This is a genomic window from Capnocytophaga gingivalis, assembly GCF_002302415.1.
Classification (GTDB): domain Bacteria; phylum Bacteroidota; class Bacteroidia; order Flavobacteriales; family Flavobacteriaceae; genus Capnocytophaga; species Capnocytophaga gingivalis.
Genome location: NZ_CP022386.1, coordinates 715,763 through 737,092, shown reverse-complemented (window position 1 = coordinate 737,092; position 21,330 = coordinate 715,763). Strand labels below are relative to the sequence as shown.

Annotated in this window: 30 protein-coding genes; 22 read left to right on the top strand and 8 right to left on the bottom strand. The window is 35.5% G+C overall.

Annotated elements, in window-relative coordinates:
* Window positions 1-77: 77 nt before the first annotated feature.
* The 4 genes from rpsF to CGC50_RS03490 all read left to right on the top strand — a co-directional run bounded on the left by rpsF (window position 78) and on the right by CGC50_RS03490 (window position 1,959).
* Window positions 78-419, top strand: coding sequence for a 30S ribosomal protein S6 (gene rpsF, locus CGC50_RS03505; RefSeq protein ID WP_002670395.1), 342 nt, complete (start codon window positions 78-80; stop codon window positions 417-419).
* 3 nt (window positions 420-422) lie between these two features.
* Window positions 423-716, top strand: a complete 294-nt coding sequence (gene rpsR / locus CGC50_RS03500; protein WP_002670530.1) for a 30S ribosomal protein S18 — start codon at window positions 423-425, stop codon at window positions 714-716.
* Between the two features lie 16 nt (window positions 717-732).
* Entirely contained in the window at window positions 733-1,182 is a 450-nt protein-coding gene (rplI, locus tag CGC50_RS03495) for a 50S ribosomal protein L9 (RefSeq protein WP_002670708.1), read from the top strand.
* A gap of 78 nt (window positions 1,183-1,260) precedes the next feature.
* Window positions 1,261-1,959, top strand: a complete 699-nt coding sequence (locus CGC50_RS03490) for a ComF family protein (protein WP_095909702.1) — start codon at window positions 1,261-1,263, stop codon at window positions 1,957-1,959.
* Window positions 1,960-1,963: 4 nt separating this feature from the next.
* Here CGC50_RS03490 and thrC read toward each other — a convergent pair whose 3' ends face one another.
* The 7 genes from thrC to CGC50_RS03450 form a co-directional block, all read right to left on the bottom strand.
* Window positions 1,964-3,241, bottom strand: coding sequence for a threonine synthase (thrC, locus tag CGC50_RS03485; protein WP_095909701.1), 1,278 nt, complete (start codon window positions 3,239-3,241; stop codon window positions 1,964-1,966).
* Between the two features lie 77 nt (window positions 3,242-3,318).
* Window positions 3,319-4,251, bottom strand: a complete 933-nt coding sequence (locus tag CGC50_RS03480; protein ID WP_095909700.1) for a Dyp-type peroxidase — start codon at window positions 4,249-4,251, stop codon at window positions 3,319-3,321.
* A 91-nt stretch (window positions 4,252-4,342) separates the two neighbouring features.
* Window positions 4,343-4,990 carry a hypothetical protein gene (locus tag CGC50_RS03475; RefSeq protein ID WP_095909699.1) on the bottom strand — a complete coding sequence of 216 codons (648 nt, stop codon included), beginning with the start codon at window positions 4,988-4,990 and terminating at the stop codon, window positions 4,343-4,345.
* A gap of 105 nt (window positions 4,991-5,095) precedes the next feature.
* Window positions 5,096-5,860: a hypothetical protein gene (locus CGC50_RS03470; RefSeq protein WP_095909698.1), complete on the bottom strand. Its 765-nt coding sequence runs from the start codon at window positions 5,858-5,860 to the stop codon at window positions 5,096-5,098.
* Between the two features lie 16 nt (window positions 5,861-5,876).
* A complete protein-coding gene (locus CGC50_RS03465) occupies window positions 5,877-6,251 on the bottom strand; it encodes a hypothetical protein (RefSeq protein WP_157909411.1) in 375 nt (124 codons plus the stop codon).
* Between the two features lie 375 nt (window positions 6,252-6,626).
* Window positions 6,627-7,115, bottom strand: coding sequence for a hypothetical protein (locus tag CGC50_RS03455; RefSeq protein ID WP_095909695.1), 489 nt, complete (start codon window positions 7,113-7,115; stop codon window positions 6,627-6,629).
* 49 nt (window positions 7,116-7,164) lie between these two features.
* Window positions 7,165-8,694: a GH3 auxin-responsive promoter family protein gene (locus CGC50_RS03450; protein ID WP_095909694.1), complete on the bottom strand. Its 1,530-nt coding sequence runs from the start codon at window positions 8,692-8,694 to the stop codon at window positions 7,165-7,167.
* A gap of 83 nt (window positions 8,695-8,777) precedes the next feature.
* On the opposite strand from CGC50_RS03450, the gene CGC50_RS03445 reads away from it, so the two are divergent.
* The 18 genes from CGC50_RS03445 (at window position 8,778) to CGC50_RS03360 (ending at window position 19,557) form a co-directional block, all read left to right on the top strand.
* Window positions 8,778-9,572 (top strand): DUF2797 domain-containing protein, encoded by a 795-nt coding sequence (locus CGC50_RS03445; RefSeq protein WP_095909693.1) that lies wholly within the window; start codon window positions 8,778-8,780, stop codon window positions 9,570-9,572.
* Window positions 9,573-9,611: 39 nt separating this feature from the next.
* Entirely contained in the window at window positions 9,612-10,112 is a 501-nt protein-coding gene (locus tag CGC50_RS03440; protein WP_095909692.1) for an Imm26 family immunity protein, read from the top strand.
* 144 nt (window positions 10,113-10,256) lie between these two features.
* Window positions 10,257-10,517 carry a hypothetical protein gene (locus CGC50_RS03435; protein ID WP_095909691.1) on the top strand — a complete coding sequence of 87 codons (261 nt, stop codon included), beginning with the start codon at window positions 10,257-10,259 and terminating at the stop codon, window positions 10,515-10,517.
* 62 nt (window positions 10,518-10,579) lie between these two features.
* Window positions 10,580-11,170 carry a hypothetical protein gene (locus CGC50_RS03430; RefSeq protein ID WP_095909690.1) on the top strand — a complete coding sequence of 197 codons (591 nt, stop codon included), beginning with the start codon at window positions 10,580-10,582 and terminating at the stop codon, window positions 11,168-11,170.
* 204 nt (window positions 11,171-11,374) lie between these two features.
* Window positions 11,375-11,812: an SMI1/KNR4 family protein gene (locus CGC50_RS03425; RefSeq protein ID WP_095909689.1), complete on the top strand. Its 438-nt coding sequence runs from the start codon at window positions 11,375-11,377 to the stop codon at window positions 11,810-11,812.
* Between the two features lie 47 nt (window positions 11,813-11,859).
* On the top strand, window positions 11,860-12,405 hold the full coding sequence (locus CGC50_RS03420) for a DUF4303 domain-containing protein (protein ID WP_095909688.1): 546 nt from the start codon (window positions 11,860-11,862) through the stop codon (window positions 12,403-12,405).
* A 37-nt stretch (window positions 12,406-12,442) separates the two neighbouring features.
* Window positions 12,443-12,979 (top strand): hypothetical protein, encoded by a 537-nt coding sequence (locus tag CGC50_RS03415; protein WP_095909687.1) that lies wholly within the window; start codon window positions 12,443-12,445, stop codon window positions 12,977-12,979.
* A 116-nt stretch (window positions 12,980-13,095) separates the two neighbouring features.
* Window positions 13,096-13,752 carry a hypothetical protein gene (locus CGC50_RS03410; RefSeq protein WP_095909686.1) on the top strand — a complete coding sequence of 219 codons (657 nt, stop codon included), beginning with the start codon at window positions 13,096-13,098 and terminating at the stop codon, window positions 13,750-13,752.
* 106 nt (window positions 13,753-13,858) lie between these two features.
* The gene (locus CGC50_RS03405; protein ID WP_095909685.1) at window positions 13,859-14,203 is read left to right on the top strand and encodes a hypothetical protein; all 345 of its coding nucleotides are present in this window, start codon (window positions 13,859-13,861) and stop codon (window positions 14,201-14,203) included.
* 53 nt (window positions 14,204-14,256) lie between these two features.
* Complete coding sequence (locus CGC50_RS03400; protein ID WP_095909684.1) at window positions 14,257-14,808, top strand: Imm26 family immunity protein; 552 nt, start codon at window positions 14,257-14,259, stop codon at window positions 14,806-14,808.
* Window positions 14,809-14,831: 23 nt separating this feature from the next.
* On the top strand, window positions 14,832-15,461 hold the full coding sequence (locus tag CGC50_RS03395; protein WP_095909683.1) for a hypothetical protein: 630 nt from the start codon (window positions 14,832-14,834) through the stop codon (window positions 15,459-15,461).
* Between the two features lie 23 nt (window positions 15,462-15,484).
* Window positions 15,485-15,892, top strand: coding sequence for an Imm53 family immunity protein (locus tag CGC50_RS03390; protein WP_095909682.1), 408 nt, complete (start codon window positions 15,485-15,487; stop codon window positions 15,890-15,892).
* A 21-nt stretch (window positions 15,893-15,913) separates the two neighbouring features.
* The gene (locus CGC50_RS03385) at window positions 15,914-16,258 is read left to right on the top strand and encodes a hypothetical protein (protein ID WP_095909681.1); all 345 of its coding nucleotides are present in this window, start codon (window positions 15,914-15,916) and stop codon (window positions 16,256-16,258) included.
* Window positions 16,259-16,304: 46 nt separating this feature from the next.
* Complete coding sequence (locus CGC50_RS03380; protein ID WP_095909680.1) at window positions 16,305-16,742, top strand: SMI1/KNR4 family protein; 438 nt, start codon at window positions 16,305-16,307, stop codon at window positions 16,740-16,742.
* A 26-nt stretch (window positions 16,743-16,768) separates the two neighbouring features.
* Window positions 16,769-17,341: a hypothetical protein gene (locus tag CGC50_RS03375; protein ID WP_095909679.1), complete on the top strand. Its 573-nt coding sequence runs from the start codon at window positions 16,769-16,771 to the stop codon at window positions 17,339-17,341.
* A 67-nt stretch (window positions 17,342-17,408) separates the two neighbouring features.
* Window positions 17,409-18,284 carry a hypothetical protein gene (locus CGC50_RS03370; RefSeq protein WP_095909678.1) on the top strand — a complete coding sequence of 292 codons (876 nt, stop codon included), beginning with the start codon at window positions 17,409-17,411 and terminating at the stop codon, window positions 18,282-18,284.
* A gap of 37 nt (window positions 18,285-18,321) precedes the next feature.
* Window positions 18,322-18,921: a hypothetical protein gene (locus CGC50_RS03365; protein WP_095909677.1), complete on the top strand. Its 600-nt coding sequence runs from the start codon at window positions 18,322-18,324 to the stop codon at window positions 18,919-18,921.
* 198 nt (window positions 18,922-19,119) lie between these two features.
* Window positions 19,120-19,557 (top strand): SMI1/KNR4 family protein, encoded by a 438-nt coding sequence (locus CGC50_RS03360; RefSeq protein ID WP_232781177.1) that lies wholly within the window; start codon window positions 19,120-19,122, stop codon window positions 19,555-19,557.
* 79 nt (window positions 19,558-19,636) lie between these two features.
* Here CGC50_RS03360 and lysS read toward each other — a convergent pair whose 3' ends face one another.
* The gene (gene lysS, locus CGC50_RS03355) at window positions 19,637-21,325 is read right to left on the bottom strand and encodes a lysine--tRNA ligase (RefSeq protein WP_095909675.1); all 1,689 of its coding nucleotides are present in this window, start codon (window positions 21,323-21,325) and stop codon (window positions 19,637-19,639) included.
* Window positions 21,326-21,330 lie beyond the last annotated feature (5 nt).

Genomic DNA, 21,330 nt, shown 5'->3' with positions numbered 1-21,330 from the left:
CAAAAATATAATAAATATTATTTGGTGCAAAGGTAAAAATGTTTTATCTTTGCACCTCAATTTAAATAAAAGTTTTTATGAATCATTACGAAACTGTTTTCATTTTGAATCCCGTTTTATCTGAAGCACAGATAAAGGAAGCAGTTGAGAAATTTGAAAATTTCTTAACCTCAAAGGGTGCTGAAATGGTGGCAAAAGAAGATTGGGGCTTAAAGAAATTAGCCTATTCCATCCAAAACAAAAAAAGTGGATTTTATCACTTATTTGAGTTCAAAGCTCCAGGCGATATCATCGAGAGCTTCGAAGTAGAATTCCGCCGTGACGAGCGTGTAATGCGCTATCTCACTGTAAGGCTTGAAAAAGAAGCTATTGCATGGGCAGAGAAAAGAAGAGCAAAGTTGAACAGTAAAAAAGCTTAAACAATGTCAATCGAACAACAAGCAAAAGGAAAAAAAGAAGGAGATATCAGATATCTTACTCCACTGAATATTGATACTAATAAGAATAAAAAGTATTGCCGATTCAAAAAATTAGGTATCAAATATATTGATTATAAAGACCCTGATTTCTTATTGAAATTCATAAACGAACAAGGTAAATTATTACCTCGTCGTATTACTGGTACTTCTCTGAAGTTTCAAAGAAAGATCGCAGTGGCTGTTAAGCGTGCTCGTCACTTAGCACTATTGCCATATGTAGCGGATTTGTTAAAATAATTAAACAAAGAAATCAATGGAAATTATACTTAAAAATGATGTCCCTAACTTAGGGTTCAAGGATGATATAGTAACCGTGAAAAACGGTTATGGGCGCAATTATCTTATCCCTCAAGGCCTTGCTATCTTAGCAACTCCTTCAGCTAAGAAGATATTGGCTGAAAATCTTAAACAAAGAGCTTTCAAGGAAAAGAAAATCATAGAAGACGCTAAAGAATTAGCCAAAGCTATCCAACAATTGGAAATCAAAATACTTGCTAAAGCAGGTGCTGGTAACAAATTGTTTGGTTCTATCAATCATGATGACCTCGCTGAGGAACTGCTCAAAGCAGGACACCAAGTGGATAAAAAATATATCTACATAGCTGGAGGTAATATCAAGCAAACAGGTAAGTATGAGGCTTCTGTACGCTTACACCGAGAAGTTATCGTATCTCTTCCTTTTGAAGTAGTTGCTGAGAACTAATAGTTTTTATTCATAGATTTTGGATTATATAATGAAACCATCTCTTACTCAGAGGTGGTTTCTTTATCTTATATAGCTATGCGTTTTTCTATTTTTAAGGATATAATGGCGGTACTATTTCCTAAGTACTGCTTGGGCTGTACTCAGATTATAGGGGATAACCTGCCTTTTCTCTGTGTAAATTGTCGCCACGAACTACGACAGACTCATTTTGATACTTTGCCAGATAGTGAAAACCCTATGATAAAGAAGTTCTGGGGAAAGGTCTCTGTAGAGAAAGCAGCAGCATTACTCTATTATGAAAAAGGTACAGTGAGTCAGCGGCTTATACATGCCCTAAAATATCATAACAGAGAGCAAGTGGGGCTGTGGCTTGGGCAATGGTACGCCTGTGAGTTGGCACAATCTCACTATTTTCAGGGGGTAGAGTTGGTGATTCCCGTACCTCTGCATCCTAAGAAAAAGAAAAAAAGAGGTTACAATCAAGTAACACTCTTTGCGAGGGAGATAGCCACACAGCTACAAGTACCCTATATGGAGGATATTTTAATCAAGCAACAATACAATTCTGCTCAGGCAAAAAAGCACTGGTTAGAGCGACAAAAATCGTCCAAAGAACAATTTGTCCTCAAGGATACAACTATAGCAGGTAAGCATATTCTCCTTGTGGATGATATAGTGACTACAGGAGCTACCCTCACTCAATGTGCTACCTTGCTCATAGGAGCAGGTGCAAAGGTGAGTTTTGCTTGTATGGCCTATAGCAACGATGAATAGGGGTTTAGCTAAGGAGGATTTCCTTATAGGCTTCATATGAATTGCTTATGCTCTTTTTATGACACGTGCTCAAGTCTACTTCAGGGACAGGAAAAGAAGGAATCACTTGGCGAATGACTTCGTCGAATTTCTTAGGACTGGCTGTACTCAGTACAGTTCCATACTGGGATGGTAATAGTGTTTTTTGTAAAGCCAAGTGTCCCACAGCCGAATGAGGGTCAAGAGTATATCCCAAAGTATTGTGCAGGTAGGCAATTTCGTCCAAGGTTTCTTTATCAGAGATCACCACAGCAGTAATCATCTTGCGAATTGCTTCAAGATTATTGTCAAATAGCTCTCGGATACGGACAAAGTTACTAGGGTCTCCTACATCCATAGCGTTGGAAAGAGTTGCAACCGAGGCTTTGGCCTGATAGTTACCTGTTTGTAAGTAGAGCGCAAAAGTATCATTGGCATTGTTCGCGGCTACAAACTTGCTCACAGGTAGCCCCATAGCATGGGCATATAGACCTGCGGTGAGGTTGCCAAAGTTTCCACTGGGGACAGCTACCACCCAATCCTTGCCGCCCAAGAGGTCTTTTACTTGCTTGTAAGCGAAGAAGTAGTAAAGCATTTGGGGGAGAAAACGAGCTACATTGATAGAATTGGCACTACTTAGTACGCGTTCCTCCTTGAGAGAGGCATCAGAAAGCGCTTGTTTTACAAGGGCTTGGCAGTCATCGAAAGTCCCTTCTACTTCTACCGCTTGTATATTGGCTCCTAAGGAGGTCATTTGGTATTCTTGGAAAGGGCTTACTTTCCCTTTTGGGAATAGGATTACTACCCTTACGCCTTCCACTTTGTAAAAGCCATTAGCCACAGCACTTCCTGTATCACCAGAGGTAGCCACCACTACAGTAGTAGGGTTATCCTTGTCAGAGAATTTTCCTAAACAACGAGCCATAAAGCGTGCTCCTACATCCTTGAATGCCATGGTAGGCCCATGGAATAGTTCCAAAACAGAGGTATTACTCAAGAGTTCTTTTACAGGAGTGTCAAAGACAAATACTTCCTCCAATACTCTTTGAAGTTCTTCACGGCTGAAGCTGTCATTTACATAAGGATAAAGTGCCTCAATGGCAATTTCTATGTTGCTTTTTTGAGCAATTTCTTCAAAGAAAGAAGCTGGCAAAGTAGGGATGTGATTAGGAACAAAAAGCCCTTTGTCTTTTCCTAACCCCCTTAGGGTAGCTTCTTTGAAAGAAACGATTTCGTCCTTATGATTGATATTGTAATAGTTCATATGGTATTGGTTTTCTTGAGGGCACAAAGATAAGATATTTTTAGTCGCCTTGCAAAGTGTTTTTAGTTATTTTCAGGCTATAGTTCGGAGAAGTCGTCCAACATATCAAGAGAAGGAACAAAGAAAAGAGTTCCTGTCTCGGCAGTACTGAAATCCAATATGCGATCATAATTACCCACAGGGTTACCTACGAACATGTTAGTAAGCATTTTCTCTACTGTACTAAAGGTGTTCGCATAGCAAATAAAGTAAGTACCCATCTGGTGACTCGTAGGGTCATGGAAAGGCATATTGTCTCTGACTACTTTTAGGTCATCACCCACATTGGCAAGGGCAGAATGGGCATTGGAAGGCTTAGTATCATCGTCCATCTCTATATCCATCTCTTTGCTGCGACCTATGACTTTTTCTTGTTCGCTTACAGGGAGGGCACGCCAAGCATTCATATCATGGACATATTTCTGGACAAATAGATAGCTGCCTCCTTGATAATGAGGATCTTCATCACCTACTACGGCAAACTGTTCTCTTTCTTCTCCTTGAGGATTTTCCGTTCCATCTACGAAGCCAATGATGGCACGCCCATCCCAATATCTGAACCCTTGTACATTGACAATACAATCAGCTACAGAACGCAATACATCCTCAATGGTTGCGGCCATGTCATAAGCCAAGCTGGGGTTATGCGCACGAATATGGAAATGAAGGTCGCCTTGGGTGGCTACTGCTGTATGCTTGCTGCCTTTGATAGGCTTAAAATCTTTGAGTTCTTTAGGGAGTGGTTTAGGTAAGCCTAAGGTAAGCCACCCACTATGACTAATGCCTAAGGTTACACTCGCACGAGCATCAGGGAAGCGGTCGGCAACAGAGTGGTTGAGGTTTCCTATTAGAGCACATATTTTTGCAAAAGCAGCTGTAAGCTGTGCTTTGTCCAAATCTTTTTTGAATACCCATACCAAAAATACTGTGTTGTTATTGGGTAAGTCTGTTACATTTTGATAATTCTTCATAGGTGTATTAATTTTTTAATGTATAATCAAGAGTTGATACCTATTTTTATAAATTGGTAGCAGTAATTTCTGTCGGTACAAAGGTAAGAAATTATATACTACGTACCAAATATAATAGGATATTTCCATTGATTTTCTTAAAAAGATATGTGATGCTATATCCCCCTACAACATCCTTTTCCATAAAGCTGATACTTATCTGGAAAGAATCTTCCGATAGGAAAGAGAAGTCAATAAGGGTAGTTTTTTCCTTATTCCACCACTCAAATTTTTTCTCTTTGGCAATCTTCTCTATGTTTAGCCTCTCAAAAAGGACAATATACTTCTTAGGGAATAATTGGTGGTAGATTTTTATAAAGTCTTTTCTAACAATGGGTTTGTCTTCTGTCGTGAAATCATCTTGATACGCTATATCTCTGTATAGCATTTCATAAAGCGGCCCTTCGTCTTTGAGAGGATAATGTACCATAGTATCAGCAATCTTTGTGACTTGTCCTTGCGATAAGCACACCTGAAGTTCTTTCAGAAAAGAGGAGAGTTCTGTATCGTTAATTTTTTCCTCTACTGTAATCTTATCTTCTTTTTCTTTTTCATTAGCAAGGATATTTGTAATAATAGTATCTTTTCTGAATACATTTTCATCAGACGTAGTATCAGAGATCGTTCTCTTACAAGAAAACAGAACTAATGAAAATAAAAATACGAAAATATAGTGTTTAATTCTTCTTTTTGGTAGCATAATTGCATTGGTTTATAATTATGATGAGTTGTTTCTGAAAATAATGAAGAATTATAAAATTAAAATAAGGTGAAATATTCTTATGTGAGATAATATAATTCTATTCTAAGCAATCCAAGAAAAATCTATCATAGTCAGGTACCATTTTTCTTTTATTTTTGTTACGTAAAAGATAAAATGGTTTGTGTAGGTACTATTACTAAAAGAAGATACTTCTTTCCAAGACGTCATGATACAACGGGTAGTTTTCTCTATTTCTTTAGCCTTTTTTAAGGTTCTTTGGGCTTCTTGTTTCTCTTTTGGAGAAAAAGGGAAGGTACTTAGAGAACTTGTTATGTAATAAGATAGTTTTTTCTGAGCTTCGGGGTGTGCAACAAAAAAGATACCTGTGAGTGAGCTGTATTCGTCAGGGGCGATATTTTCTGTTATTTTTTCAATAGGTACTTTTCCTACGCCTATTTTTCCTGTAACCAATACTTTTCGGTTGTATCCATCAATAAAAGTTTTTTCCTTCTCTTGGTAGAGCGTGTCGAGGTATATCCGTTTTTGGTTTGCCCAATAGACATCACCCCCAGGTTTGTACAAGAAATACAAACCAATATCGGGGTGTATGAGTTTGTTTAGCGCAGTAGTATCTTTCTTGTTGTAACATTGAATAATCTCATAGACAACCTCTTCAAAATTCTCTTGATTTATGTTCTCCGAGCTATAGGAATAATACTTGGCTAATGAATCTATAGTAGGGAGACTATCTTTTTGGGGAACAATTATTTCTTTTTTGGGGAGCAAGGGGATATTTTTTACAAATTTTGTCCTTTGCTGGCAACCTAAAAAGAAAGGTATAAGGGGAAGGTATAGGTACTTTGTCATATTCTTATAGGGAAATTTAGTTGATATTGATTTCAGGGGTTGTTACCTTCAAGTCATAACGCTTTTTCTGGTAGATATAGAAAGTTTGTATCTCAAAATAATAGGTTCCAGAGGATAAATAAGGAAAATAAGCACTGATACTGCTCTGAGGTGCTATCTTTATGGTGTTATTTTTGGTATTTCCTAAATAAAAATAATCCTCAAGACACTCATAGCAGCTATACAATACTCTTTCAGTATAGTGTTTTCCTTCTTTCCTAAAGCCCAAGATATGAGTACTTGCTTCTTTACTTTCTTTTTTCAGTTTAGAAAATAGTTGTATGGTATCCACAGTGGTATTTCTAATCTCCATAAGGGGTGTATGCTTTTGTACTCTTAGTGTTACATTCAAAAAAGGTTTATTTTGACTATACATAAAAGCAGGAAAGCAGAGGAAGTAAAACAAGATACTAAGGGGTTTCATAAAAATCATTTTTTAGCTATTCCATACATAGCTATTAGTGGAATACAAAGCAATTCTAAGAATAACAGCAACCCTATTAGTATAATGAACCATAAGCTACGCGTTTTGGATTGTTTTCTCCAAAATGATATACAAAAAATGATACTTATGAGTAATTGTAAGATAGTAATAGGCAATATAATTTGAATAGGATAGGCAAACTTGCTATTATCATACCTTAAAAGTCCCCAAACGGACATAAGGTAGACTCCAAAAAGCACAATGGCTATTGAAATATTATATTTCCAAAAAACTTTTGTTGAATTATTTATCATTAGTTATAGGTCTTTTATGGATAAATAGTGCCATTAAACAACATATAATCAAGCTAAAAATGAGAAATGCAAAAAGTCCTATGGTCATATCATTTATACTTTTCATAACACTGGGTCCTATTATATCTTGCTTACTATTAGATTTTAATCCATAGTAGCTATAAAGTATAACTGATAATTGCAGGACAATGTATGTACAAGCAAAAATAGCGATGGACTTATTTTTTCTCTCAACTGTATTTCTCTTGTTTCTCAAAAGAATATATCCCCCTAATAAAGAGATGATTAAAGCATTGATTATGGAAAAAAAGGCAACTTTATCAACAAAATTATATATTACATCTATCGTTGTCGAGCTGAGATTATCTTCTATTAGGAATTTTAGGGATACATAGCACCCCATAAGATACATAATATCAAAAACAATAAAGAGCAACAACCCCAATATAATTAGTATTTTGATGATATTTTTCTTCATAGTAATTTTTATTGTATCTTGATGAATTAGGCTATACAATCATTTTCTACTATTGATTGGCATTATTATCCCTTAGCTTCCAAATAGCCTCAAGATAATCACGGGTATTGGACAGGCGCGGAATCTTATGTTGGCCTCCTAACTTGTCATTTTCTTTAAGCCAATCGTGGAAAAGGTTTTTTCGGGCAATATGGATCTTAGGCATGGCAAGAGTCATATCGTTATAGCGCTTGGCTTCGTAATCGGAGTTGAGCTCCTTTAGGGCAGTATCCAAGCTACGAGTAAAGGCTTCTATATCCTCAGGAGCGGTTTCGAATTCAATGATCCACTCGTGCCCACCGCTTTTGTTGCCTTGCATAAATATAGGTGCCACGGTGTATTCTATCACGCTACAGTGGTGCTCGTGACAGGCTTTCTTGAGCGCTTCTTCGGTGTTTTCTATGATGAGCTCTTCCCCAAATACGTTGATATGGTGCTTAGTGCGCCCTGTGATCTTGATACGATAGGGCGAGGTGGAGGTAAAGCGTACGGTATCACCTATCTGATAGCGCCAAAGCCCTGCATTGGTGGTGATTACCATAGCATAGTTCTTACCTACCTCTACCTCCCATAGGGGAATGGCCTTTTGGGCAGGGGTGCCAAAGCTATCCATAGGGATAAACTCATAGAAAATACCATAGTCCAACATTAGCAGCATTTCGTCGCTATTGTTTCTGTCCTGTATCGCAAAGAAACCTTCAGAGGCATTGTAGGTTTCGTAATAGCGCACCGTATCGGAAGGGATCAGTTGTTTATATTGCTCTCGATAGGGAACAAAGCTCACCCCGCCGTGGAAATATACCTCTAAGTTTTTCCATATTTCTAATATATTTTCCTTCCCTGTATAGGCAAGCGCTTGCCTCAAGAGTACCATCATCCATGAGGGAACACCTACCAAGCTGGTTACATTCTCTCGTGAGGATTCGGCTATGATAGCCTTCATTTTGGCTTCCCACTCGCTCATTAGCGATACTTTAGTGGAGGGAGTACAGCTGAACTCCGCCCAGAAAGGAAGGTTGTCTATGAGTATGGCGGATAAGTCGCCAAAGATGGTGCCATTTTCCTCATATAACTCCTTGCTTCCTCCAAGGCGTAGACTCTTTCCTGTAAAAAGGTTGGAGTCGGGGTTGTTATTCAGATACAAGCAAAGCATATCTTTGCCAGCCTTGTAGTGGCAGTGCTGAAGGGCTTCCTCACTCACAGGGATAAACTTACTTTTGGCATTGGTCGTACCGCTACTTTTGGCAAACCACTTGATAGGGGTACGCCAGAAAAGATTCTGCTCTCCACGGCGTGCACGCTCTATCATTGGCTCTATATCCTCATAGATAGATATGGGAATTCGGGAAGCAAAATCGTCATAGTTGCGAATGGAAATAAAGTCGTATTGCTTACCCATCTCAGTACTCTGTGCCGCTTCTAAGAGCTTGGCACATACATTTTCCTGTACTTCGTGAGGGCGCTTGATGAATTCTTCTATCTGGTCTATACGCTTGCGCAAGAACCAAGAAGCTATAGAATGTATAATTGTTAAAGCCATATTTTCTAAAAAAGATGTTCGAGGTTTGGTTTATTTTTACTACTTTTGTCAATCATTATAGCGAGCGTAAAAGTACAAAAAATATGAATACCTACCAAACGGTTTTAAGAAAAATGCGAACAGAGGTGCAAACCCCTATACAATATTACCTTTCTTTAGAAGAAGGAGAGTTACCCATGAACGACCTATTAGGACAACAATTCTCTTTACGATTTGCCGGTTACCACTGCCTGCACTGTGGGCAACCCAAGGAGATATACAGGCAGGGACTTTGTAAGAAGTGTTTTTTTGAAGCTCCTGAGGTGGGGGAATGGATCATTCGTCCAGAACTGAGCAAGGCACACTTAGGTATAGAGGATAGGGATTTGGCCTACGAACAACAGGTACAGCTACAACCGCACTTACTCTACTTGGCCAATTCCAGTGAGGTAAAAGTAGGTGTTACCCGCAAAACACAGATGCCTACCCGCTGGATAGACCAAGGTGCTCATGAGGCTTTGGTAATGTTGGAGGTGCCCAACCGCTACTTGGCAGGAATAGGGGAGGTCGCTCTCAAGGCGCATATCTCCGATAAGACCAATTGGCGCAAGATGCTGACCAATACCCTACAAGTAGTGGATCTCAATACGATCAAACAAGGCTTAAAGGCTTTTCTACCCCAAGAGACCTTGTCTTACTTCAGTGAAGAAGTACCTATCTATCATATCAACTATCCCGTCCTTAGGTATCCTACCAAGGTTACAAGCCTCACCATGCCCAAGACCCTACAATATCAGGGTAGGCTCATGGGCATCAAGGGGCAATACCTCCTCTTTGAGGATAACACCGTCTTCAATGTACGCGGACACGAGGGGTTTGTAGTGGAAATTAGTTTTTAAGGATAAGGGCAGCCTTAGGCAGAAGTGTAATCAAAGATTATGAATACAGAAAAAGGAAAAGCCAAGAAATATGGAAATGTATATGAAATTATACTACCTAACAATAAGTACATCTATGTTTGTTGGATAGGAAGATTTCATTTTGGCTTTTTCAATTACTATTCTGAGGAAGCTACGACCGATTTAAATAGGCTTTTGTCAGTAGGATTTAAAATGTATAAATCTGGAAAAGAAACAGCTATTACAAAAAAGATCTGGAAATTAATAGGGCATATTGATATAGAGAAGGAAAATATTAATTTCCCTGACTTACCTATATTCCTCGCATATAATAAAGAATACTTTATAGAATGTTCAAGAATTATGAGAGATGGAAATCCATATGTAGTCCCTCTTGAATATTATATATCTTTATTGAAAAAAGGGTATGTATATGGGTTCTTTGACAATTACAAAACTTTTGAGTTATGGCTGAGTAATTATTTTGAAAACTATCCTGAAGTAGAGGAAATATTTCCCTTACCCGATAAGTATAGGTAATGTCTTAGCCTCAGTATATAGTGTTATTAAGGTTCAATGCTTTACCAATCAGTGAAATACAAAAAAGACAAACATCAAGATTACTAGGGACTAGGGTATCTTTCAAATAATAAGGATCACTTACATACAAATTAAACATATCAAATGAAAGTAAATCTTTTTTTAATACTATTTGCTCTATTTTCTTGTGTCAATAATAATTCAAGTAAAAAAACAGAAAAATTAGATGTTTGTATAATTCCTAATAATGTTCTGTCTTATATTCAATCAAATAAGGATTTTGAATTAATTGATGCTCAAAAACAATTTAGTGAAGATTTTTGGAGATATTATAACATTCAAAAAAATCAATATGCCCAATCATTTGTTATGGAGATTTTAATTATGATAACGAAAAAGATATAGCTATCATTGTTAGATACAAAGGATATAGAAGTGATACCTATCCTAAACATATATTTCCTTTCTTGGTTATTTTTCATAGTTATGAAAAGGAAATTAGAGCTCCCTATATCGTCTATAAGACTGATGACTATAAAGAAGAAACTGTAAAATCTGTAGTTTATGATCAATTTGAAGAGGGGATTTGGAGTTATATACAGACGGGACAAAAGAATAAAAAAGATATTATTGAAATTGTTATTCCTGAAAAATCAACTTTTTATGTTTGTTGGGATGAAGTAAAAAAACAATATAGATACAGAAATAGTTTAGATGATGATTATGATTATAGTTCCAAATTAGAAGATTTGTTCAGAGGAAAATACTTATTTAGTACATTGAATAAAGATAATATAAAATACCAATATATCATCAATATTAAAAGTTTAAATAATATAGATCTTATTATAGAAGAAGGCAAAGATAAATATGAATATAAGAAAATGGAAGCTGCTATTTCAGACAACAATAAGATTAAAATAGTTTTCGATAATAAGCTTAAGGAAATGGGGATTATATACATTGAATACATCAATAATCTTTACTATATATCAGGAACACCTATTTACTTTATCAATATAGGAACTGAAAGTCAAGAATTAAATAAAATAGAATGAACTCAAAGTATCAGGTCTTGAAATAGGTGGTAATGTATCAGCTGTGTTGTTAAAAATATAATGTGCTAATAATCATTACAATATAGAAGAAGCTGTTTTCTTTTATTACAAGAATTTATAGTTTATGCACCTATAGGCATATAGTTTTTTATTAGTGGCGAAAAATTTTGTGAGGAGTAGAGGCAAATTAAATATTTTACAAGTATGAAAATAGAAGCAATAAATAAAGGTAGTGAAGCAAAAGCTCTTGCTTTTCAGGAGTTTTTAGGCTTTACCTTGCCTGATGATTATTTTAATTTTTTAGCCCAAAATGACGGTGCTACCATTGATGAAGCCTATTTCTATGTAAAGGATATAGAGGAATACATTATGTTTGATCTTTTCTATGATATAGAAGAATGTATAGAAACCTATGAAGAGTTCAGTGATGATTTTCCCGACAAAAGCCTTGTAATCGGGTCAGATCCAGGAGGGGGGATGCTCCTTTTAGTAACCGAAGACGTAGGTGATTTCTCCAAAGGGATTTATTTCTATGACCATTCTCACTTTTTTGAGGCTTCCAATAGTGATTGTAATACTTACTTTGTATGTGATACATTTACCGATTTTATAACCATTTTAGAGCATACCACTTTGCCATAATTAGGTAATAAACCCTCAATATTTTCAACAAGTAGCATCAAATTAAAATGACAGAAGAAGTACGAACAGAAGCATTAAGTCAGCTTATCTATAAGTGTGCTAAAGAAGCATTCTTGGAATTGTTTAAGAACAAGGAACATTATTACAATTGTGTATTACTTGCTCCTGCTGAGGGCTATGCACCTATTCTATCGGCTTGGTCTTATGAAGCCTTGGACAGAGAGATACCTAAACACCCCAAAGAAGAAATTTGGTTATACAAATGGAACTTTGCCGATTCGCCTTATTACGCTTTTGGTGAGGAATATTTCAAGCCTGTTCAAAGTTTGTTAGATACTTATCCTAGTATTTTTGATATGGAAGACGAAGATGAAATAGAGCGAGAGTTTGAACTAAGAATCTCGGCAATGGTACAAGCGATGCAAAAATTGGATCAGGAAGGTGTTTTCTCAATCAATCAGCCGAGAGAGCAAGTCTATATCAATGTTGAGTGTATTCCTAACGATAATTCCGATGTAGATAGAGCCCTTTTACTCAATGAAGCAAAGAACATTCAAGAATGGTTAAAAGATAATCCCAAAGTAGAGGAATAATTCTAGTAATTATAAAACACAAAGATTAGAATAAATTATGTGGTATTTTTTAATTTCAAATAGTGATTCATATATTGAGATACAAGGTTCTTATGATAGGGTTAGAAAAATATTCTTCTCTGACCAACGAGAACCTATTGAAAATCTAGAACTAACAGCAATAGCTCAAGAAGGACTAACTAAAGAAATCCTTCTCGAAGTAGATTATTTGGAAGATGTAATAATGGGAGGTATTCCTGTTTTTAGTGCAAGATTCAAAGAAGTAATTCAACCTCATTTGAATGGAGAAATGGATTTTGTACTTTGTAAAGTACTGGTAAAGAATGATTCCTATCTATTCTACGCCGTGAGAATTAATACAATAATGCCTATAATAGACTATGAAAAATCAGGTCATAGAGAATTAGCAAGAGGTGGCACAATCATAGATGATCCTATCATTATAAAAGAAGATATCGCCCCCAATCTTCTAATAGTTAGAGATGTTAAATATAAGTCTAATTTTGCTGTAAGTAATATTTTAAAGGAACTCATAGAGAAAGAAAACTTAAAAGTTGGTTTTTATAGAGACTAAAGTTGTTTTTATGTTGTATTTTCCCTTTGAAGAATGCCAGTAAGAGTATGTTTATAATCAGTAAGATAATTTAACTTTCGTATTTAGTAAGAAAAAAATAGCTAAAATAACAGAAGATGACTAATTATGAATTATTAAGGAAAGATTTTACAATAGAAATTGAGCGATGCCATTTTTGTAATAAGAAACTAACTTCACAAAAAGTGTATGTAGTTAAAAATACTAATACAGGAGAAGTATTTTCTTCTGGATATTATTGTGCTGAAAAGAATGTAAATGTAGATTTAAAATCAATACCTGATTTTACAAGATACATTAGAGAAAATTTGAAAGATGAAGAAAGTGAGAATCAAGAAAGAAATCATCTTAGAAATCATCAAAATATTTGTAGGGATGATGATAATAAGAAAAAGGCAATAGAATACATTGAGCTTAGAGAAAATAAACTTATAAAAGAATTTGAAGGAGTTTCATATAAACCTCTAAAAGATTATTATACAGTTTTTCTTGATAAAAAAGACTTGACGAATGATGAAGTTAAACATATTTTAAATATAGAGAATGCTGCTCCAGAAATTTTTAAGTTAAATAATTTGCATAAGTGTTATTCATATTCTTTTTGGATTAAAAAAGCTATTAAAAAGGGTTATTCAGTAGATTTCTTAAACTCTATACTAAAATATCTATATAAAAATTTTAAAATCACCAATAAGCAAAAAGAATCTGTTAATAATGTTTTTAGAAAAATTAAAAATTTTCCCTGTTTAGATTAAAGTTATACTATAAAAAATGATAGAAAAATATTCTATGCCATATTCAATTCAAAAATTAAAAATCATTTCTAAATTTAATAATTAGCAAAATAAATTATATATCAATATGCAACATTACAGAACAATAAAAGAACTTATCAAAGATTACAAACAATTGCCTTACCCTGGAATAATTTATATCGAAGGAGAAAAAAAGGACAATTATCAAGAGGCAGCATTTTGGGTTTTATCAAGTAATGAGGATAAAGAGCAAAATGCTATTGAAACTAAGTATGGAGAAGTCCCCGAATCATTAGCCCAATTTGAAGTAGCTTATTTTTCAGGAGTAGGCATTTTTCAAGACATTATTATCAATAAGCTTGAACATAATGAATCGCTAACTACTGAAGATACAGAAGTGCTTTTAGGAGCTATTGAGCATTACTTTGAGTATGATGATTTTCAGGATTAAGGAATGAGTAAAAAAGAGAATTCTACGCAAAAAGGATTGTAATCAATAGTATTATGGAAGAAATAGCTATCAACTTAGAACATTTGGCAAATAGCAGGAAGAATATAAATACAGGAGATATTTTTGTGCTAAAACCCAAAGGGAAAGATTATTATTACGGAGTGGTTGCAAATGCGAATTCTAATCATTTTGGAATAGAAGACATTATACATATCCAAATTTTCAATTATTGTACAGAACAAATAGCAAATGTTTCTGATAGCTTGTACAAATATGATTTATTACTTCCTCCTATATTGACCAATAAATTAGGTTGGAGGAAAGGGTATTTTAAAACTATTGGTCACTCGGATATAAAGCTATTTCCTACTGTAAAAAGGGCTGCTTTTGTAGATGTAATACGCCCTGGGTATTACTTTGATGATAAAAGCAATCCATTAGATAAGATATATTCAATCGAAACAACAGGAGCGTTTTCTATTAAAAGTTATCTGAACATAGATACCCTCATTAGTTTAAAGTTAGGAATCCCCTTACCCATAGAACCCCCTGAAAATTGGAATCCTTATTACTATCTGAAGAATATTAATAATTTTGATAATTGATAATAAATAGGCTATCAAATGATATGAATAAACCATTAGATATTATATTAAGTTCCGTCAGGAAAGTAGCGTGGAGAACACTAAAAGATTGTTTAGGCTTTATAGATTACAATATAGCTGATATATTGAGCAACCTTATTGATGATGATCCACACAAAAGAAATATCGCTTATTGGCAATTAGACAATCAAATTGTTATACAAGGAGGTCTATCTGAAAGCTGTTTTTATATACTGCCATTTCTTAATGAATTGGTAGCTATTACAAACAACAGACTCGAACTTCTAAATATCATTTTCGAAATATTCAATGGTAACGACAGAAATGCGCAAGGCGAGCATATAATAATTAAATATAATACTGAAATAGATCCGTTTGAGTACTTTATTCCTATTTCAGTAGGTAGGGAAGCCCCTCTTTTACCCTCAATTATAACCTATATGGAAGCCAACAAAAGTGTTTATCTAAAATTGCTGAATGATATATCTTCTGTAGAAGAACTTGAAACGCTTTTGTATATTATTTTATGTTTTAAAAGAGATCCTTTTATCAAAGAATGCGTTTATTCAGCAAAAAATAATGAAAAAAATAGCATATATAATGAAATTTTTGAAAGTTTTATAGCCGATATTGAAGAAGTGCATTCTCTTTAGAAATTAAAAAAACAAAACTATTTATGGATAATATAGTAGAATGGTTACAAAATTGGACGATGAGTCAAATAGATGGAGATTGGGAGCACGAGCTTGGAGTATCTATCAGAATGTTAGACAATCCAGGGTGGCTCTTATCCGCTGATATAAGTAATTATTTTGATTTTGTACTCAATACTAACCCAATGAAAGGTAAAACAGATAATGATTGGATAGATTGTTACATTATTGCAAAACAATCTTCCGCTTATCTTTATATTAATGGTGACTTAAAAAAGCTAAATCACCTATTACATATATTTAGAGCCATTATACAAGAGTTGGAGGAAATGAGAGAAGAAAAAGGAATCCTTACAGCCAATAGGATAAAAGAAATAATGGATTCCATATCAAAATCATTGAAAAATACCAACACCACTGCTACTGCTTAACATTTTAATTTATATATCAATATGCAACATTACAAAACAATAAAAGAGCTTATCAAAGATTACAAGCAATTGCCTTACCCTGGTGGTATTTATATCGAAGGAGAAAAACAGGACAATTATCAAGAGGCAGCATTTTGGGTTTTATCCAGTGATGAGGGTAAAGAACAAAATTCTGTTGAAACTAAGTATGGAGAAGTCCCCGAATCATTAGCCCAATTTGAAGTAGCTTACTTTTCAGGAGTAGGCATTTTTCAAGACATTATTGACAATAAGTTTGATCATAATGAATCGCTAACTACCGAGGATACAGACGTCCTTTTAGGAGCTATTGAGCATTACTTTGAGTATGATGATTTTCAGGATTAAAAGCTTCCAACGCTTTACCAATTCATAAAACAAATATTTTACAAGTATGAAAATAAAAGCAATTAACAAAGGGAGTGAAGCAAAAGCTCTTGCTTTTCAGGAGTTTTTAGGTTTTACCTTGCCCGGTGATTATTTTAATTTTTTAGCCCAAAATGACGGTGCTACCATTGATGAAGCCTATTTCTATGTAAAGGATATAGAGGAATACATTATGTTTGATCTTTTCTATAATATAGAAAAATGTATAAAAATCTATGAAGAGTTCAGTGAGGATTTTCCGAGCAAAAGCCTTGTCATCGGGAGAGATCCAGGAGGAGGAATGCTCCTTTTAGTAACCACAGAGGTAGGTGATTTCTCTAAAGGGATTCATTTTTATGACCATTCTCACTTTTTTGAGGCTTCCAATAGCGATTGTAATACCTATTTTGTATGCGATACATTCAGCGAGTTTATAACCATTTTAGAGCATACCACTTTGCCATAATAAGCAACATTCTTAATACAATAAATATGGATATATATCAATTAATTGATGATTCTTCTTATAAATCTTATAAATTAATAGGAGGTACTTCAAAGCTTATTACCTTTAAAGGACAATCCTTGATAGATTCTTGGGAGGAATTAGAAGGAGAAGTGTACAAGAACTTCGACAACAAAGGGAAAAAAGACGGTTTTGATGCTCGTGTAGCTGGAGCTTTCTTAGTAATGGAGAAAGAAAAGGCAACACTTTTTACCCGAAGAATTAATGTAAAAGCAGAATTATTACCTTTTAAATTTGTTAATATAAAGAAAGATTTTGTTTTTATCAACATTCAAAATGTAATAGAAGGGATAAATAATGAGGGGGTAAGTCATCTAAAGAGAATGGAGTTATATAGGAATAAAGATTTGTATTTTTATGAAGAGGCTTCTATGAATGTAATATTTAGAGATGCTACTTCAGAAACGAAGTTATTTTGTACTCAAGAGTTGGAAAACATTCTTAGCGAGTTGGATATCAAAGGGCTTGCCCTTGAAAAAGTAGGTAAAGTAGCACCTATACCGTCTTTTCCTAAGGAAAGGAATATTTTCAATAGGTAAATAATAGTTAATGAGAGCGGAGCGTTTCTCATAGTGTATTAGCAAACACAAAGTTTAAAAACACTCTATGTATAAAAAATTAATTATTAGAGAACGAGATAAATATCTATTTGATATAGGAAGGTCTTGGCTAAATACAGACGACAGTACCAACAGAGGAGATTTGTTTGATATAAGAAAATCTTGGGGGGATTTTCCTTCTAAGGAAGATGAGGTTGCTTTTCTATCTTTTATAGTAGAGAAACCTTCATTAGCTCATTTTCCTAATGAGATAGCAAGGCTTTCATCTCTTAAAGCCTTACAAATACCTGTTCAGTTTCTGCCTTTATCGGAGGAACAGCTACCCAAGCACCTTATATCATTAACCCTTCATAACTTATCAAGAGAGGAAGAGCAGGCAGACAAGCATTATTCTTGGAATCCCCTTGTAAAAATGGAAAATTTGGAATGCCTTAGAATACTAGGAGATGATAACGGAGATTTGTTGGGTATTTCTCCGGAGATAGCCCCTAATTTGAAATGGATAGAGGTAGAACTCTTTCATCCTAATACTATTCATATCATTAAAGAGTTTAAATGCTTGGAGGCTGCCATACTGGGCGAAGTAGGAAATGTAGATATTTTTGAACATCTTAAACATTTAAACTTGAAAATAGTCAGTGCTAAATCACCTAAAAAGGGGTTTGATTATACTAAAATTTCCTACTTTGAAGGTTTAGAAATAGCCAGATTGTTCTCTATAAAAGAGGAAATAGATTGCACTATGTTTCTACAATTTCCTCACCTAAAAGAGCTTTTATTGCATCAATGTAAGAAATTGAAAAATGTAGAGGCCTTTTTAGAAATGCCTGTACTAAAAAGTTTAAACATTGAAGATGCTAAAGGTGTATCAAAGGAGCTAAAAGCATCTTTAAAAGAACATATTCCACAATGTGAGGTATAAAATAGGGTCAGCTAAAAATGAGAGCAATAGTTAATTTATGGAATATAAAGAATATAAGGAATATATACAACGTGAATTTCAGTATATTACTAAGGATAATATACTGTTTTGGAATTTGTGGAATATATCCTATCCTTTTGATGTGTTAGCCACTTATAAAGAGGCGTATCCAGAGGAATACACCCTATTTAGTGAAATGTATTTTTCTTGTTGGGAAATGTTATATCAGGTAGATGAAAAAAGAGAAGTGTTAGTGTCTATTTTTGAACAAACCTATCCTTTTGTAATAGATGAGCAAGGAGAAATTATAAATCCTAAGAATATTCTACAGCAAAAATATGAAAGTTATGATGATGAAATATTGCCTGAACTGTGTATTCTTCTCTTAATAGGTCGCTTTGATGAGATTTACAAAGGGATAAAACAAAAGGCAGAAAGGTATGGAGAGCGTGCCATCAATGCGCCTATGGAAGTTATTTCGTATATCATCGCCTCGTACAAATGGGGGTATCTTTTTGATAATATGGATAAGAGTATTGTCAGAGATGAAGTTAATGCGCAAATGAAATTAGTAAAAACACTACAAACACCCCGCCTTTTTTCTTTAGAAGATAGGAATATTTTTAGAAATAAGTAAAACGGAAAGGAACAATCAACAAACACCAATTTATCTCAATACATAGTTGATAGTTCAAAACGATTGATTGACATATCTTTAGAGAGAACTTATACCCTTAAAGGGAAGAAATAAAATTAGGAAAGTAGCTGGTGCTCAGTTTATCTTATGCAAAAAATCAATGAAATAATTGTAGAAATAGAGAGAGACAAAGATTGTATGGTCCGAAAATTACCTACACCCCATAAAAATGTACCTTTAGGACTTCCTGAAGATCTGACGTTTTATTTGGAGAATTATCATTCTATTGTTTTCTTTCCAAAGGCTCCCTATTCGATAAAAATAGTGGGGCTAACAGAATTTGAAAGAGCTAATAAGGTACTTATAGGAGAGGAACATAAGGAGGATATGAGTCATAATTGGTTTCTTATAGCTGATGATAGCCACTCTCAATATATCACCATTGATTTGTCAAAAGACAGATGGGGATATTGTTACGATAGCTTTTGGGATCGCTATGGGGTAGTAGGCGAGCAGGCTATTATTGCTAAGAGTTTTACAGAATTGTTGGAGCGAATCTATGCTTGCAAAGGACAACAATGGTACTGGCTGAATTCAGCTTTTATCTCATACGGAGATGCCTATGATTCTATATAAAGAGGTATTAGGCAAAAACAAAATCCCCAAGCTGTAAGGCTTGGGGATTTGTTATGTTAATTAGTTGGCAGTTTAACCACTAGCTGTTAATAGATACAAAAAGTGTTTCTCCCTCTTTACTGACAGCCGCTACTTTTTTAGCGGTAAGTCCTTTGATGGCCTTGTCCCATTTCTTATTAGAAAATTCGGTCTTGGCCTTGAGGTCTTCCAAAGGTAATTTGTTATCCTTTTTAAGTAGGTCAAGGATTAGTTTTTCGTCCTCGGAGAGTTCTACTTCCTTGCGTTCAGGGCGCATCTGTGGGAAGAAGAGTACTTCTTGTATGGTCTCGTTGTTGGTAAGGAACATAATAAGCCTATCCATACCGATACCCAATCCTGAAGTAGGCGGCATACCATACTCTAAGGCGCGGAGGAAGTCCTGATCTATGAACATCGCCTCGTCATCACCACGTTCGGAGAGTGCCATTTGTGCCTCAAAGCGTTCGCGCTGATCGATAGGGTCGTTCAGCTCCGAATAAGCATTAGCGATTTCCTTACCACATACCATAAGTTCAAAGCGTTCGGTAAGGTTCTTATCCGAACGGTGTTCCTTGGTAAGTGGCGACATCTCTTTAGGATAGTCAGTGATAAAGGTAGGTTGGATAAAGTTGCCTTCGCACTTTTCTCCAAATATCTCATCAATGAGCTTGCCCTTGCCCATGGTATCATCTACTTCTATGCCAATGGATTGGGCAAAAGCTCTGAGTTCGTCCTCGCTCTTTCCTGTAATGTCAAAGTCTGTAAAGCGCTTGATAGCTTCGGTCATCGTAACACGTGGATAAGGCGCTTTGAAATCCACTTCGTGCTTGCCAAAGGTGGCTTTGGTGGTGCCATTCACCGCCTTAGCACAGTACTCCAAGAGGTTTTCAGTGAATTCCATCATCCAGTTGTAGTCCTTGTAAGCTACATATATTTCCATTCCTGTAAATTCAGGATTGTGGGTTCTGTCCATTCCCTCGTTGCGGAAGTTCTTGGCAAACTCGTACACCCCATCAAAGCCCCCTACAATAAGGCGCTTAAGGTAGAGTTCGTTGGCAATACGCATATAGAGTGGAATATCCAAAGCATTGTGATGAGTAATAAAAGGACGCGCAGAAGCTCCCCCAGGGATCGCCTGAAGGATAGGAGTTTCTACCTCTATATATCCGTGGTTGTTGAAGTACTCACGCATGGCATTGAATAGGCGGTTACGCTTTAGGAATACTTCTTTCACCTGAGGATTCACTACCAAGTCCACATAGCGCATACGGTAACGCTGTTCTACATCGTTGAACTCATCGTGTACCTTTCCTTGGGCATCTACCTTAGGGAGAGGGAGTGGACGAAGGGTCTTACACAAGACTTTGAACTGCTTTACCTCAATGGATTTTTCCCCCATATTGGTAGTGAAGAGGGTACCTTCCACCCCGATAAAGTCGCCTAAGTCGAGGAGTTTTTTGAATACCTCATTATAGAGAGTCTTGTCCTCCCCTGGACAGAGGTCATCACGCTTGAAGTAGAGCTGTACGCGACCAGAGCTGTCCTGCAAGGTAGCGAAAGAGGCTTTCCCCTGAATACGGAAGGACATCAGGCGGCCAGCTACGACCACGTCCTTACCTTCTTCGTATTGGGTTTCTATGTCTTTAGCGAGGAAGTTCACGGGGAATAGTTCTGCAGGATATGGGTTGATTCCCAATTCCTTGAGTTTAGAGAGTTTTTCTCTACGAATGATTTCTTGTTCTGATAACATCTTTT